Origin of the sequence: Affinundibacterium amnicola, assembly GCF_014284275.1 — a bacterium.
Classification (GTDB): domain Bacteria; phylum Pseudomonadota; class Gammaproteobacteria; order Burkholderiales; family Burkholderiaceae_D; genus Undibacterium; species Undibacterium amnicola.
This window is the reverse complement of the sequence record NZ_JACOFU010000003.1, coordinates 153,101-169,342: the sequence shown is the minus strand read 5'-3', so window position 1 is coordinate 169,342 and position 16,242 is coordinate 153,101. Positions and strand designations below refer to the sequence as shown.

The 16,242-nt window shown below is 44.3% G+C and carries 13 protein-coding genes; 11 read left to right on the top strand and 2 right to left on the bottom strand.

The window, feature by feature from the left end; all coding sequences use genetic code 11:
* Nucleotides 1–44 precede the first annotated feature (44 nt).
* The 10 genes from H8K33_RS08720 (at nt 45) to H8K33_RS08670 (ending at nt 10,837) form a co-directional block, all read left to right on the top strand.
* Nucleotides 45–1,664, top strand: coding sequence for a helicase HerA-like C-terminal domain-containing protein (locus H8K33_RS08720; RefSeq protein ID WP_186890638.1), 1,620 nt, complete (start codon nt 45–47; stop codon nt 1,662–1,664).
* A gap of 10 nt (nt 1,665–1,674) precedes the next feature.
* On the top strand, nt 1,675–1,977 hold the full coding sequence (locus H8K33_RS08715) for a hypothetical protein (RefSeq protein ID WP_186890637.1): 303 nt from the start codon (nt 1,675–1,677) through the stop codon (nt 1,975–1,977).
* A gap of 189 nt (nt 1,978–2,166) precedes the next feature.
* The gene (gene rlmH, locus H8K33_RS08710; protein ID WP_186890636.1) at nt 2,167–2,637 is read left to right on the top strand and encodes a 23S rRNA (pseudouridine(1915)-N(3))-methyltransferase RlmH; all 471 of its coding nucleotides are present in this window, start codon (nt 2,167–2,169) and stop codon (nt 2,635–2,637) included.
* Nucleotides 2,638–2,820: 183 nt separating this feature from the next.
* Entirely contained in the window at nt 2,821–4,125 is a 1,305-nt protein-coding gene (locus H8K33_RS08705; protein ID WP_186890635.1) for an alpha/beta hydrolase, read from the top strand.
* A gap of 156 nt (nt 4,126–4,281) precedes the next feature.
* Entirely contained in the window at nt 4,282–4,893 is a 612-nt protein-coding gene (locus tag H8K33_RS08695) for a Maf family protein (protein ID WP_186890633.1), read from the top strand.
* Between the two features lie 27 nt (nt 4,894–4,920).
* Nucleotides 4,921–6,396 (top strand): ribonuclease G, encoded by a 1,476-nt coding sequence (gene rng / locus H8K33_RS08690; RefSeq protein ID WP_186890632.1) that lies wholly within the window; start codon nt 4,921–4,923, stop codon nt 6,394–6,396.
* A gap of 141 nt (nt 6,397–6,537) precedes the next feature.
* The gene (locus H8K33_RS08685; RefSeq protein ID WP_186890631.1) at nt 6,538–7,734 is read left to right on the top strand and encodes a hypothetical protein; all 1,197 of its coding nucleotides are present in this window, start codon (nt 6,538–6,540) and stop codon (nt 7,732–7,734) included.
* Between the two features lie 175 nt (nt 7,735–7,909).
* The gene (locus H8K33_RS08680; protein WP_246443455.1) at nt 7,910–8,266 is read left to right on the top strand and encodes a helix-turn-helix transcriptional regulator; all 357 of its coding nucleotides are present in this window, start codon (nt 7,910–7,912) and stop codon (nt 8,264–8,266) included.
* Nucleotides 8,267–8,316: 50 nt separating this feature from the next.
* Complete coding sequence (locus tag H8K33_RS08675) at nt 8,317–9,297, top strand: AAA family ATPase (protein WP_186890630.1); 981 nt, start codon at nt 8,317–8,319, stop codon at nt 9,295–9,297.
* 304 nt (nt 9,298–9,601) lie between these two features.
* Nucleotides 9,602–10,837 (top strand): phage/plasmid replication protein, II/X family, encoded by a 1,236-nt coding sequence (locus H8K33_RS08670; protein ID WP_186890629.1) that lies wholly within the window; start codon nt 9,602–9,604, stop codon nt 10,835–10,837.
* A 112-nt stretch (nt 10,838–10,949) separates the two neighbouring features.
* Here H8K33_RS08670 and H8K33_RS08665 read toward each other — a convergent pair whose 3' ends face one another.
* Complete coding sequence (locus H8K33_RS08665) at nt 10,950–11,552, bottom strand: hypothetical protein (RefSeq protein ID WP_186890628.1); 603 nt, start codon at nt 11,550–11,552, stop codon at nt 10,950–10,952.
* 696 nt (nt 11,553–12,248) lie between these two features.
* Entirely contained in the window at nt 12,249–13,175 is a 927-nt protein-coding gene (locus tag H8K33_RS08655) for a viperin family antiviral radical SAM protein (protein WP_186890626.1), read from the bottom strand.
* Nucleotides 13,176–13,365: 190 nt separating this feature from the next.
* Between H8K33_RS08655 and H8K33_RS08650 the strand changes: the two genes are divergently transcribed.
* Nucleotides 13,366–16,095, top strand: a complete 2,730-nt coding sequence (locus tag H8K33_RS08650) for an ankyrin repeat domain-containing protein (RefSeq protein ID WP_186890625.1) — start codon at nt 13,366–13,368, stop codon at nt 16,093–16,095.
* Nucleotides 16,096–16,242: the final 147 nt, after the last annotated feature.

The window sequence follows — 16,242 nt, the reverse complement described above, 5'->3', positions numbered from 1 at the left end:
CTGAATAATTATCTCTATTTACGCATATTCAACCCAGGCAAATCATGTCAAAACCACTCTTAGTCGCTAAATCTCTTGCGAAAAATCAATCTTTTGATCTCAATTTGCTCTCTGACTGGGCGAATCGCCACGGTTGCATTACCGGCGCGACAGGCACCGGCAAATCAGTCACTTTACAAGTGTTAGCACAATCCTTCTCTGATATTGGCGTACCGGTGTTCATGGCCGATGTCAAAGGTGATTTATCGGGCATGTCACAAGCAGGTCAATTAAGCCCTAAGATGCAGCAACGCCTAGAGATGCTAGGCGTAACAGCGCCAAATTGGCAAGCCTGCCCGGTGACGTTTTGGGATGTATTCGGCAAACAAGGCCATCCAGTACGCGCCACGATTTCAGATTTGGGGCCACTATTGCTAGGTCGCATGTTGAATTTGAACGAGACACAAGAAGGTGTATTGCAACTCGCATTTAAGATTGCCGATGATAATGGCTTGCTATTATTAGACGTCAAAGATCTGCGCGCGATGCTGCAATATTTGGGCGATAACGCCTCAGAGTTTCAAACCGAATACGGCAATATTTCTGCAGCCAGCATAGGCGCAATCCAACGTGCTTTGTTAGCGATGGGCGAACAAGGTGGCGAAGAGTTTTTCGGCGAACCTATGCTCAATCTGGACGATATGATGCAAACCGATACCAACGGTAAAGGTTTCATCAATATCTTGGCGGCCGATCAACTCTTGCAATCACCGCGTCTGTATTCCACATTTTTGCTATGGATGCTATCCGAGTTATATGAAAACTTGCCAGAAGTGGGTGATGTTGAACAACCGAAGATGGTGTTTTTCTTTGATGAAGCCCATCTCCTATTTGACGAAGCGCCTAAAGTTTTATTGCGAAAAATTGAACAAGTAGTACGCCTGATACGCTCCAAAGGTGTCGGCGTCTATTTTGTGACACAAAATCCGCTCGATATTCCTGATGCGGTATTAGGACAATTAGGCAATCGCGTACAACATGCTTTACGTGCGTACACGCCGCGTGATCAAAAAGCAGTGCAAGCCGCCGCCGAGACTTTCCGCCCGAATCCTGAATTAGATACCGCAGCGGTGATTAGCGAATTGGGCGTGGGTGAGGCTTTGATTTCTTTCTTAGATGAAAAAGGCCGACCAAACATTGTGCAACGTGGATTTATCGTGCCGCCTGCCTCGCAAATAGGTGCGATTACGCCGGAGCAAAGAAAAACCATTATGGCAAATTCTATTGTCGCAGGGGTCTATGAAAAAGCGATTGATCGTGAATCCGCCTACGAAAAAATTAAAGGCCGCGTGCATCAGGACAATGCGCCAGCGAATTCGTCAACACCACCGGTCGCTGATGACAATGCTGCTTGGGGGCGCTCTACAGGTTCCCCATCAGTGCCACCAGCTCAGCCAACTCAGCCCCGTTCGCAACAATCTGCACCAGCACAAGCAGAATCCGAAGGTGGCGGCATCGCAGGCGCTCTGGGAGGCATGTTCGGCAATCTGTTCGGCGGCTCAGGCATACGACGCAAAGATAATGTCGCCGAAACCATGGTGAAATCCGCAGTACGCACCATAGGTTCACAAGTCGGTCGCGAAATTATTCGCGGCGTGCTGGGTTCAATCATGAAGAAGCGATAGGTGGCAATAAATGGTGCTAAAAATTCCCGCAGCAGTTTATGGAAATGAAGTTATTGAGTTCGCTGAATTGCCGACGAAAATTTTGCCAAGCGGGTATATCGTGCCTCGGAACGATCAAGCCCCACTTCAGCCAATTAATCTCGTTGTCATTACAATCAGTGCGGGTATCGATAGTGAACTTGCATATTGGGTAAGCTGCTTAAATGACCAACAGGAAGTTGTTACTGGCGACATGTACTATACAGTTGAAACTGCTCGCGATTTTCTTAAGACTGAATACGGTGTCGAGGACGTCATATGGATAAAAGTTTGAAGCGCTTCCGTCATCAACCACCTAACAAAATGATCGATCGGACTGGCCGCTATGCGGCTCAGTATTTTTTTTAATTTATGGACGGCCATCCGTTCACCGTTGAGATAGTAATCCCCAGGATGACGGTAGGCTCGAAAACCTACCGTCCCAAGTATAATCGCCCCCCCTCAAAACAACTACACCAAGATCATGCAACTCATCATCGCCGCCGTCGGCCACAAAATGCCATCCTGGATAGAAACTGGTTTTCAGGAATACGCCAAGCGCATGCCACCTGAGGCACGTATTCATCTGAAAGAAATCAAACCCATAGAGCGCTCAGGTAGCAAAACTGCCGAAACAGTGATGGCACTCGAAAAAGAAAAGATTGAAGCGGTCATCCCCAAAAATGCACGCATCATCGCGCTCGATGAACGCGGTAAGGACTTGACCTCAGTCGGCCTTGCCAAACAACTTACCGAATGGCAGCAAGAAGGTCGTGATGTGGTGTTTGTGATCGGCGGCGCAGACGGATTAGACGCAGAATTTAAAGCAAAAGCCGACGGTTTGATTCGTATTTCGAGTTTAACTTTGCCACATGGCATGGTGCGTGTATTATTGGCAGAACAACTTTATCGCGCTTGGTCAATTACCCAAAATCATCCATATCACCGGGTCTAGCAAAAGCAGATACCACGCTCGACTTCTTTAGACTGTTTTTAATCGCGGGGTGTCGCTATGCAGCCATTCCATTCTATCTTTTTGTCTGCTTGTCTTGGACTAGCATTAGTCTGCCTTCCTTTTTCACAAGTTTGTGCACAAGAGACCAAGCTTAATGAAAAACATGACCTCAGCATGCGAGGAATGATTCGACTCGTTCATGAAAGACCCGCTCAATTCGACAAACTTTGGATGGAGCGCCGCCGCGAGCAAGAACACGCTCTTTCTCCCGACCATGCTCCCAACTTAAACCACACCGAACGCGCAGCGGCACTGCAGAATATCCAGTGGCAATGGGCAGCGGGCTTAATCAATTATCCTTATTTTCATCAACGAGAAACCAGTGGCTCCATTGCCGCCAATTGGAAACCGAAACATGATGCCATTCAATCGATCAACTTTAATGACGAAGCGAGCTTAGAGGAAAGCAACTTCCAACTCTTAATTGCAGCATGGCTACATGACACTGCAGGGCGACTGGTGAAGCAAGACCGTGAACTTCAACGTGGTGACAACCGCTGGTTACGAGCGAACTTTAGTGCACTCGACAAGGCCGTTCGTAGCAGCAAAGTGAAAGCCCATTTCATGGGTAAGCTGCTATCAGAACATATTGATGAGAACGGCGCCAAAAACGTGCTGCCGCAAATTCTGACCGCCGAGAAAAACGGTGTGGCCGCGGCGCAAATCAGCAAGTTCCGAGCGTCTTACGAACAAGAGATTCAAGCACCGAAAGACCACCTAGCCCACACTTACCAAACGGTCGACGGTGTTGATCTGCAACTGCACGTATTCCCTGCAAATGGAAACATCAAAGATGCGCCTGTATTCATTTGGTTTCATGGTGGCTCATGGAGTACAGGTCACTGGAGTTACTGTCCTGTCCTGTGCCGCGCACTGCAAAATAGCGGCTTCGTCGTAGTACAAGTCGAATACCGCACATCACAACGTTTTGCTGGCACACCGCTGAATGCTCTGGCCGATGCCGAGCGGGCAATTGACTGGACAATTACCCACAGTGACGAATTACAGATTAACCCCAAGAAATTGATGGTGGGAGGTTTTTCCAGTGGTGGGGCACTAGCATCACAGATGGCGGTTCTCAATCACACGAAAGTCAAAGCTGCCGCTTATGTTTCTGCAGGATTTGATCCGTCAAAAGACACTTGGTATAACAGCGTAGTCGGTCCGATACGCGATACCAAACAGCTGTCTCCGCTACTGATGGTCAACCATCATAGTCCACCACAAATTCTATTCCATGCTAAAGATGATGAAATGTGTGCATATCAAGATGCTCAAGCGTTAGCAAACAAGTTAAGTGCGCTTGAGATTCCCCACCGGCTAGTGAGTTTCGAACGAGGCGGACATTTCTTTGTCTTCAAAAATCCGACCGACCGCCAACGTATTACGACCGAACTGGTTAATTTTGTCGAGCAGCTGAAATGGTAACGGCTGTCCCTTGTTTTCCTTTGCCGCATGGCATGGTACGTGTATTATTAGGGGAACAACTATACCTAGCGTGGTCACTCACTGAACAATTCCCTTACCTTTGGGTATTAAGAATATAAAAATAATGCGACCACGCTCCGCATCGGGATTTTAGCTATGTCGCAACACCGTAAAATTTATCTCGCATCCAAAAGCCCACGTCGGCGTGAATTACTGCGCCAAGTCGGCATCGACTTTGAAGTATTGCTGTTACGTGATGCGCCGCCACGCGGCCCCGATGTCACAGAGATCGTGTTACCGGGCGAATTACCGGATGCTTATGTCGCCCGCGTCACCCAAGAAAAAGCTCAGGCAGCATGGGATGCAGTACTCGCGCGACGCCTATTCCCGCACCCAGTATTAGCCGCCGACACCACGGTCGTCATCGCCCAAGAAATTTTAGGCAAACCCACCAATCGCGATGAAGCTGTTGCCATGCTAAGCAAACTCGCTGGCAATACCCATCAAGTACTCACTAGCATCGCGATCAAATATCAACATCAACTTTTACAATGCACGCAAACCTCTGAAGTGACATTTGCGGCACTAGACAACGCACAAATTGCAGCCTATTGCGACAGCGCTGAACCTTACGACAAGGCTGGTGGCTATGGCATACAAGGTATGGCTGCGCGTTTTATCACACATATCAGCGGCAGTTATTCCGGCATCATGGGTCTCCCTTTGTATGAGACCACCGCCCTACTTGACCGCTTCAAACCAAATTAAATTTAAAAATACGATAGAAACCTAGCCATGAGCGAAAATCTTTTAATTAACGTCACGCCACAAGAAACCCGCGTGGCCCTGATTTTTCAGGGAGCAGTACAAGAGTTACACATAGAACGCACCTTATCGCGCGGCTTGGTCGGCAATATTTATTTGGGCAAAGTGGTACGTGTTTTGCCCGGCATGCAATCAGCCTTTATCGACATTGGCCTCGAACGCGCGGCGTTTTTGCACGTTGCCGATATTTGGGATGCGCGCCCACAAGGCCATGAAGGCAATTCCAACAATGTGCCGCTCACACCGATAGAAAAACTCTTATACGATGGACAGGCAATCACGGTGCAAGTGGTAAAAGATCCGATAGGCACCAAAGGCGCACGCCTTTCAACCCAGATCTCGATTGCTGGTCGTATGCTGGTGTACTTACCGCAAGATTCCCACATCGGCATTTCACAACGCATAGAAAATGAAGAAGAACGTGAGTCGCTTCGCACCAAAGTAAAGGGCTTGATGTTAGAAGACGAAAAAGGCGGCTTCATCGTGCGCACCATGGCCGAAGACGCTTCCGAAGAAGACCTGCGCGCCGACATCGAATACCTGCGTCGTACTTGGTCCACCATTACCAAGCTCGCCAAAACCAAGCCGCCGTGCAGCCTTTTGCATCAAGACCTGAATTTAGCGCAACGCGTCCTACGTGATTTCGTCAACGAAGAAACCAGCAGTATACAAATTGACTCACGTGAGAATTTTTTGATGCTACAAGAATTCGGACGCACCTATACGCCATCCGTATTACCGAAGCTCCAGCATTACACGGGTGAACGCCCACTGTTTGATTTGTACAGCGTAGAAGAAGAAATCGAACGCGCATTAGGGCGACGCGTCAATCTCAAATCCGGCGGTTATCTAATCATCGATCAAACCGAAGCCATGACGACCATCGACGTCAACACTGGCAGCTTTGTCGCCGGGCGCAATTTCGACGACACGATTTTCAAAACTAATCTAGAAGCAGCACTTGCGATTGCGCGCCAACTTCGCTTGCGCAATCTAGGCGGCATCATCATCCTCGACTTAATCGACATGGAAAGTCAGGAACACAAAGACGCCGTGTTAGCTGAACTCAACAAAGCCCTGTCACGCGACCGCACCAAACTTTCAGTTTCTACGTTCTCTGCATTAGGCTTAGTCGAAGTTACACGCAAACGCACGCGCGAATCGCTTTCACACGTACTCTGCGAACCTTGCCCCGCTTGCAGCGGCAAAGGCCAAGTCAAAACCGCCCGCACCATCTGCTACGAAATCCTGCGCGAACTCCTACGCGAAGCCAAGCAATTCAACCCAAGAGAATTCCGCATCATGGCATCACAAGTCGTGGTCGATATGTTTTTGGAAGAAGAGTCGCAACATCTGGCAATGCTGGGGGATTTTATTGGTAAACCGATTTCACTGCAGGTAGAGAATGTGTTTCATCAGGAGCAGTATGACATTATTTTGATGTAATTATTTTATCCTTTAAAATCAATTACTTAAAAATGTTCCCACAATAAACATCGACTTAACTACAAAGCTAGCTACAAATCGTTTTACGACTGTCACTCCCTGTTTAAGTCAAAGTCTCGGATGAAAGGCTATGGAAAATTCATGAACAATTTAAAACGTTTGAGCGACGAAGAGTGCCAAAATATTCGCGATCAACTTTTTCTTAAGCTCAATTCTGATGAAGCACCATTTGCTTTAAACAAAGATGAAGAGAAATTTGGCCCAGATGATTGGGCATGGCTATTTCTTAGGATGAATAAGCATTACCAGTTTGCTTATTCTAATCACCCCAAAGCCATTAATGAATTCAAGATTTTGGAATTCGTTCACGAAAAAGATCTATGCAATATTCAACCTGACCTCGATGAACACTGCAGAAGAAGTTTCGGGCTGGCAGCTTGGTTAGACTACGCGCAGCCAATTTTACCGAAACTAAAAAATGAAGATGATTCCTGGTTTGCACCTCTAAAGGCAGCAATTCCCGAAGATCACTCGCGCCGAACGGTAAGCAAAGAAATATATATTAGGCCGCTGGGTCCACAATCACGAAAGCTAGACAGGTATCCTTATCATCTAATCGAAGAAACACCTTTTGGCTATCGAATTAGAGGACTACCATCTACATCTGGCCATGGATTTGGAGGTGAGCGGGGTTGTATCGCTTTCGCTGTTGATTGTAGCGTTCCTCCAAGTGGACAAATCACGACCCTGAAAAAGATTGCACACAAAATCCGAAGCATCTTAATGGATAGTGATGAACAAACAGACGACGAGTTGAATGAGACGATGATTTTGGAAATCAAGAGCAGTGAGAATTTTAATTATATGAACTTCAAAATAGCAGGTGGAGCGGAAGATATTGTTCGAGATTATGAAATTGTGTGGCGCGCCGTTTACCTTAATGTACTTGGTCCAATAACAATGCAGATCGAAAAAATATTAGGTGAAGTAAAGGATGTATATCAAGAGTTGCAAGATGATGGCTTTGCAAAGCCATCCAGCCTCCTACGATTTAAGTACAATCTGGTCAATTCAAAGGATCTCGATGGGTTATCTCGGAATGGGGGCAACTATTTAAAATGCTTAGTCTTAATTGCTCAACTACACGATCAAGGATTTGGCAACAATCAGATTGCGCAAATTTTCGATCTTTGCAGCGAATCCGGAAAATACAAGAATACCTGGCGGGAGCAACTACACAACAAAATTGACAAATACATTGTCGAAGCCAAAGATATGATTAACGGTGGATATCGTCTATTAATTCAAACACAAAAGCCCGACCAAAACCAAAGCTAAACCTAAGAACCAATTCAAATCACGAAAATGGCCGCTTGTCAAACGACAAGCGGCCATTTTCGTTTGCAGCACTGTTTTCAAACCACCTCCCTCGCTTCTGACGTCCTGTCTTTAACAGTTCAAAGTATGGGCTGATTCGGGCCTGAATCTTTCATAAATCAATTGGAGCTTAAACATGAAACATTCAATCAAAGTGTGTGACGATGAACAGAGAACAACTAATAAAAATCAGGTCATGAGTCCAGAACTACTTGCGCTCATAGAACGTGTGCGAGCAGTCGTCAATGATCGCCTTCTTAGACTTACTCAAGTCAAAGTGAAGACTGGGCTAGCGTCTTCTACGATTTGGAAATATGTAAAGCACGGAACACTACCCCCACCCATACGCATTGGTTCTCGTTCTGCATGTTGGAAAGAATCAGAAATTAGTGCATGGATTGACGCTAACGCTTTTGCTTCGCGTTCTGAGAAACCCGTGAATATAAAAATGTTTGTCGCCTTACTGATCAATTCAAAAGTTCATTCAGATTGATTCAAGCGCTAGTTGAAGTGAATAAATGTTTGATCCAGAAAATATATTGAATGAAACCAAAATCAGGAGCGGCAAAAATGAGAAATACTAGACGTCATCAACAACAACCGCATGCATTGCGCTTAGGTGACATGCTAAAGGTGGTTTTACCACCCGACGAACAACTCCTAGGTGGAATGATGCTTGCAAAATCAATTGGGATGCTCGCTGGTCCGCGAGGTTCTGGAAAGTCATGGCTCGCACTTCTAATCGGTTACTCAATAGCCTGTAGCAAGGCACTTCCCCCATGGGGAACAGGTGCCGGTGTACCAGTTGCGATTCTTGACGGAGAAATGCGAGCCGCTGGCTTACAAGATCGCATCGCACTAATTCATGCTTACAACACCAATCAAAAATCTATCAAAGATGCCGAAAACAATCTTCATATTATTAGTAGAGACTTTATGGGTGATGCGATTGGCTCAATCGATACAGAAGAAGGGCAGAAAAGTATTAATGACCTCATCGAGCCTGAAGTGAAATTAATCATAATTGACAATTTATCCGCATGGACATCTGGGGGACGTGAGGACAGCAATTCATGGGCTAAGGTAAAAAATTGGTTGATAAAAATGCGTCTGCAAGGTGTCGCCATTTTATTAATTCATCACACAGGAAAAAATGGTCAGCAACGTGGAAGTAGTTCGCATGAAGACTTGCTAGATTACTCTATTTTGCTAAGCCCACTCCCGAGTAGCCAAAATCGACAAGATACTCGCTTTTCAATTGAGCACACGAAACTTAGGGACTACATTCCTGAATTGCGACAAACTTTCGAATACTCAATTTGGAGCGAAGACGGCGCATTCCGCTTCGATGGAGCTCCAGCAGGAATCAAGCTCTCCGTGAATGAAGCAGATATGTTGCGCTTACGTGAAGAGGGTCTCTCACTTGAAGCCATCGCAATCAAATTAGGCATCAACAAATCAACCGTCAGCCGCTGCCTTAAAAAGTTACGTAATTCATCACAGGATAACGATTTAATCGAATAGGCTGCATTTTTTGACTACCGTTGCACTGTTGCATGCGCTAAGTGAACGCAACAGTGCAACATAAAAAAGACTGGCATGGGTGTGTACTCATATGGCAAAACACCGCAATCGCGAGCGGTAATTTTCACGGCAACAGCTGTCGTGCCATCACAGTAATACCGTAACTAATACACTCACATCACCAACACCAGTCAGACAATATTTAGATATGCCGATGTATCAATGGTCACTACTTAGGCAATCGATACATGCTGCCAACGTACCTCACACAGAGATATAAGTATTACTAAACTAAGGACATTAAATGAATAACGATAAAAAGAACCTAAAACATATCGCAGATTGCATCATGGTAGATACGCTTGGCTTGCGAGTCAAAAACGTACACGGTGCTAAGCTACCTAAGACTTTTTCACGAGTTAGTGATGATCCTCAATTTGCAGCTAGTACGGAGTGGTCAAAAGCCAGTATAAAGGCTGTATCAGGCAAACTATCACTTCGAGTTCGTGGCATCAAAAAAAGCGGCGATCTCCTTGTTGAAGGTAGTAATGGATTCCACTACCAAGGTCACAATATAGTCTCGTCTAATGATGTAACTATGAGTGCTTTCTCTATGCTGCATGCACTTAAAGAACAGCATGAATTAGAGATCGACAAATTCCGCCAGCGGAACTTCATCCAAGGTGACGATATCGAGATCACGAGAATTGACACGCCGATTATGCTTAAAATCCCTGATGGTCTTCAGAAAAGCAGCATCATTAATGCACTTGCATTTGCCGGATTTCGTAGCGGAGTAAATACTAGCGTGTACATAGACGAAACTGTGTATTTCGATCAGAGCTCTCAGGACGTATCCCTTAAAGCGTACGATAAAACATCTGAGATGCAAAAGAAGCGGCCAAAAATCCAGTTGTCAACTACGACCAATACTCCCACGCTTCTCCAACTCTCGGAGAATACTATTCGTTTTGAGGCTGTGTATCGAAAGAAATACTTTAAGAATGATCCATTTTTCAAGCAGCATGAGATGGTTACGCCCGTTATGTTGACACCTCCAGTGCTCGCTGCAATGTTAATGGAATTATTTGAAAAATATGATTTGAGGTGTAGTTTGCGCCAGCGCTTAAGGGAAGAAGATTTGTGGCGCATACGTTCACCATATCGAACGACTGTCGCCCTCTGGCAAAGTGGCGTATCACTACTCAAGATGTTTGATAACAAAATCACTTTGCTACAAAAACACCAACGGATCATTAAAAATGACTACGGAATAAATATTTCTGCACCGCCACCTGGAGAAATTTATGTCCCGATTGAGCTTGGTGAAATTCTGGCCATCGAAAATTTTGTGCCAGTACCAGCGGCAATTCGCTCGGACCCAGTGCTATTCTACGAACGCGATATGCGCACAGAATGGAAACAGATTTGTGGCGAATTGGGATTTACGAGAGGAATAGGCGCAACATACATCAGTGCCGACCAGACGACAGATGTTGAAGAATATCGTGCGATGCGCAAACCACGAGGAATATATTAGCGGAACAATGTCCTAATCAAGTGGGCTGGCCTATCTACTAATCACTTAGTGCCGCCCCACCATTCCACTCAAAAGCATCAATTGAATTACCAACAAATGGTTCATCAAATAGTTACTTTGTCATCAATCCAGCAGCACCACCTTGAAGAGCCAAACTATTTAACTGGGCTCCACTTTCTTGCATAACCACAACACTGCTCTTGGGGCTTCGTTTGAACCTATCTGGGCGACCATCTTCGTCGATATTTTTAAGCAGCTGTTTATAGTTCAACTCTAAGCCTTCATAGTCTTTTCGCAGTTGAGTTACTTCACCTTCCAATTCCCGGATTCTGTCGTTTTTAACGATATCCGCTTCCGCCATTTTCTGATTCCGCATTTCATCTAACTTCTCATTAGAGCTTTGAGTTAACAATTTGTAGGCATTTTTTGATTTGCTAAGACTCAATTCCAAAGCAGTTACTCGCTCTTGCAATTCATAATTTTCCGCAGCGATATTCCTATTATCTAAACGAGCAGCGTTGAGTTTCTTTTTTGCATCCAGCAAGGATTTCAAACGCGCACCTTGCAATTCCACGTACCATTCGCGCACGCCTTGCAATCGCTGCTCCGCAACGGCAAAGAAGTTGAATTTGGAAAGAAATAGTAATTCCTCTGGAAGTTCCTCTTTGCCAGAAACAATATCTTTTTTCAGGAATCTTTTAAATTTTGCAGCCATCATTAATCCTTAATATTAGTATCTATTAATCAGGTCTATACCAGTTGATACCACAGAAGAAATGAAAATGTCAATGAAACAACCGCCCTAGCGGCACAGGTAACACGAGCCAGCTATTTGAAGAGTAACGGCTGATCCTAAATGCAGTGACTGCATTGCGCCTAACTCATCGTTTTCGCACCTCTATGCCTCAAAACATAAGTACAAATGGGCACTGGAACCGCCAATTTAGCTGATACACAATGGCTATACATTTTTAATTAGGAGAAAACATGCCAACTATCTGCAAATGGGGAAATTCACTGGGTCTTCGGTTATCGAAGTCTGTCTCAGAAGAAGCTGGACTAAAGTCCGGCACCTTCGTTGGAGTGCGCCTTCTTGATAACGGTTGTATCTTGATCACGCCGCTAAATAAGACTATCAAAGTGGCCGATGAACAATCGCTCGAAGTAACACCACAGCCAATCGGAAAATGGTGACACTGTCAGAAAATTCATCTGCCTTTAGTCAAAATCCGATTTACGTCTCGTGAAAAATTCAATGATGCCCTATTATCACTTGGTGTCTTTGGCACCGTCAGGACGGGTCGGCCAATGGGGTGCCTTATTCGTCCATGTTTAGCGCCCCAGTAAAAGAACCACCCTTGGCGAATCAGTTTTTGCACGATAACGTTTATTTCCTTGTTGGCACTGTATTTCATGCAAGTACCTCTTCGCTTATCCGCTCATAACGACCAATAAATTTTTCGGTCGAAAAAGTAAGCTGGGAAAATGCTGCCTCAATACCCTTAGATAAGATCGGTTCACTGTAAAAATAACCTGATCCGTTTCGCCTTTGCTTATTTTGAAAAAACCTACCATAAGGATCGACCATAATGTATGACTCAGTCATGTCACTATTATCTTCAATGCACATCACGTTCTTTAAGGCCAGATGACGATCAACAAAGCTATTGAATTCATCGTCCGAAACTGCCAAGTCATTGTTTAGCACCGGAAGCATCCGTAAGACTTTCCATCGCTCTGGTTGTAAAGTCTGGATAAGACAGGACATATCCTCGCTGGCATTCAAACTATTCACGACCGTGTTCACCTTTAATCGTATTTGGGGGTTAATTTGCCTACCCTTTACCAAAATTTCCTCAACACTCTGGGCTCTGAGCAACAGTCCATTCTTATCGATACGTCCTATTCCTCGGTTGGTTTGGTTATTGCTAGAATCAAGGCTTATACCCAATAGTGAAATGTCAGGCGCCATTGCCTCGATCAAAGGCTTAGTCAACCTACTTCCGTTTGTGATAATAGAAACATTCATACCAATATCACGAGCAACTCGAATAACTCGCAAGACTTTTTGTTCATACAGCAATGGCTCTCCGCCAGCGACATTCAATCTAACACTAGCCCACTGAAGACGGTTTTGTAGTGAATTTCCCTTGTTTTTAGCACAAAAGAAGCCATATAGCATTTCAATCAGTTTTTGTGATCGAGTCTCATCATGAATAATTTCACTTCGTATGTCAGATTTATTCCAGTGCGCATAGCAATAACGGCATGAATAGTTGCATGCTTCTGTCACATGCCAGTTGATGACTAGCTCATTGATTTGTCGCGGCTCGTACATATTGGGTTTCCTTGAAATTAAAAACCCCAATGTACAAATTTCCACTAATAGAAAAAATGAAGCTTCCTTTCTACCCCTTCTTTAATGCATTACAACCAAAACATTGAAGGGGTAGCAAACAAGTTTCAGTGACTTCGATCGTTGCGAATAAGATCATTCGCTCTCTATCATTATTTATAGGTATTACAAAATGGCGACTATTCCCTCAACTGAGCAACTACTTTTAGAGGTTCATCAAAGCCTAGGCCTGAGCGCACCAACGAAAAAAAAAGAACTAATAGGCTTTGAACGACCACTCGAAACGCATCAAAGAATCATTTCTGAACTTATAAGTGAAATATTCACAGCGTTAAATATCGATGAGCAGGCAAAGAATGATGCGTCCATTAACCTATGCCACTTACTAGGCATTAATAATTCTATTGAGCGTTCAGTTTGGACTCATGAAGCAAGCATGCAGCAAATAGTCTGGAATATGGCAGCATATTTATATGCGCCTTACCTCGGCCGCACCGTTGCATTTTGGAGCCTATGTCAAGCTATGGATGAGGGAATGCCTGGCGGAAAATTTTGGTATCTACCAAACGTCATCGAGAGAAATGATAAAAAAGAATTACGCCTGCCTGTTCCTCAAGTTCTTGATTGGCTATTGGATCTATCAGGACAGACCATCAGTGAACTTGCTCAAGGATTGGCTGGCAAAATAAATGCGGCAGGAAAATCAATCAGTGTTGGTGTCGAACTTGAATCTATTGAAAAAATCCTCTCAAATTGGGATAAAGGTGATGTGCCACGTGTAGGCAACATCAATCTATATTTTTCCAATATAACAGCACTTGATTTCAGAGGTGCATTTAAACTTGATACGGCATCAACTAAAGAAGAACAGTTTCAATCTACGCTCCAATTTATTAAACGTAAAAACCTTTCAGCTCCACTGCTGCGTGAGCAAATTCCAATGTCACAACCCAACCGCATTGAAGACATACTCAATGGTTTCGCAGATGAAGATGAAAAAAACAATTTCGTGGAATTGATCGCTACCCGCTATGCCGCTCCCACAATACAAACGATACGCCAAAGATTCCTTGTGGCGCGTGCAGTTCAAGATGGATATTTCCGCTTAGGTAAATTCTTACTTGAAAGTGACTTTGATAAGACCTGTGCAGATTTTTCCAAAAATAAAGTTCTACAGTTATTTGAGCTATTCAAACTGAGTTACAACCTTACAGTAGACGCACATAAACAGAGCTCTGATTGGCAGATTCAAGACGCATATTTCGAAAATAAAATTCCCCCTTGGGATAAACTCGGGGTTTTCCTTTCTGTCGTACCATCATTAAGACCCGACGTAATCAATATCTTGGCAGATAGGTTGAATCATTTATTCCCCAACGAATATCAAGGAAAGCCACTCGTTGACCATATTGGACATGATATCGAATCAGCGAAATTAATTGCTACACGTAATTTGGTCACACTGAAAGCAGAACAACAAAAATCTAAAATCGTGAAGGAATGCTCACAAAAACTGCGGACTCATTCACCTTGGCGCACATTACAAAATGTTCACAGCTTTTGGGTTGCTAATGAGCTAGCTCAAGATGATCACCATAGCTTCAAAATTCGTCAAATGGCGGCAAACCGTATGCGAGAGTTAGCTCAAACTCCCAGTGAAAAAATGGGTGCTATTTTCATCGAGCTTAGTCATCTTTTGAACAATGATGATCGCCAATACCGCGACAAAGACGCAAAGAAAAGAGTTGAATCACTGCTGATAGAGGCAAAAGAAAATCCAGCATTAAACGCATGGCACGCAGGCATTTTGCAATATGAAGCAAAGCACCATCTAGCCTTCAATGATTTTGATAACGCGCGTCGTCTTTTCAAGGATGCACTCGAAGCTTGTAAGGATAATGGATTTGGATCACTACGAGGAGAAATTGCGCGTGACGGTTTTGCACTAGTGGTTGAACAACCACCCACAAAATTCGACCTCAACAATTATGAATACTATTTCAGAAATGTTTTGGCATATGGTGAACTAGAAGGTGAGGAAGAAAATAAAACATTCGAGGATACGGCTTGCGCTATGTCCACTTATTTTTGGGAAACACTTTATCGCCCTTATCCGAATGAAACTAGCGTAGCACCATTATCGAAGGAATTGGGTGAAACATTTATCAAAGGGGCGATGCCATTTGTTTTTGAAGGGAATTTTGACGGCTTACTCAACTGGTTCAAAAATAATTCAAAACTGAAGGATAAGAAGTTTAGAGAGGTTCGAGGCAATACTGCACTAATGAGCTGGTTAAAAATGTTCTATGAGCTTGAGAAAAAATTGCCTGCTTTAGACCATTTTTTGTCTGCCGATAAAACCCCAGAAGATACAAAGCTTGCAGTTAATTGGCGAAAAGCGATATGCCTTATGATTGGAGCCTGGCCTAAATTGGTGAACATGCCCGACTTCAAGTTGCAATCCCCCGCCATGCTGGCAGCTAACCATGGTGATATCGTTGTTGTGAATGCTCTACTCAAGGAAAATGCCAATTTGAGGCAACAAGATTTCAAGGGAAGGACCGCTTTACACGCAGCCATCGCGTCAAATTCGCTTGAATGTGTAGAGGCCATACTAAATCACGATGCAGAGGTCGCGAATATATACGCAGATAAAAATCAATCAGTACTGCATACTGCCGTTAGATTTGGACAACCGAAGATCGTCGAGACGCTAATCTCAGGCGCACCTCATTTACACAGCCATACGGATACATATGGCAAATCCGCGCTTGAAATTGCGACGTATTTCGCTATTCCAAGCAATTGGCAGGAACATCATAAATTCATGAGTCGTGAGCGCAGGACAATTGCAACGCTCGATGATTTTCAAAAAGTATCTTCATTTTTATCGACACATTAACAACGCTGAAGTTACATATTTTTGAGCTAAAAAAGCAATCACACCATTATTGTTAGCCGCCGCTGACTATCGATAATGGTGGCTTTTCGATAGTTGATGACGAAGCGAAACTTAAAGTACTTCAAATAGCTTACGTACCTGCAATAG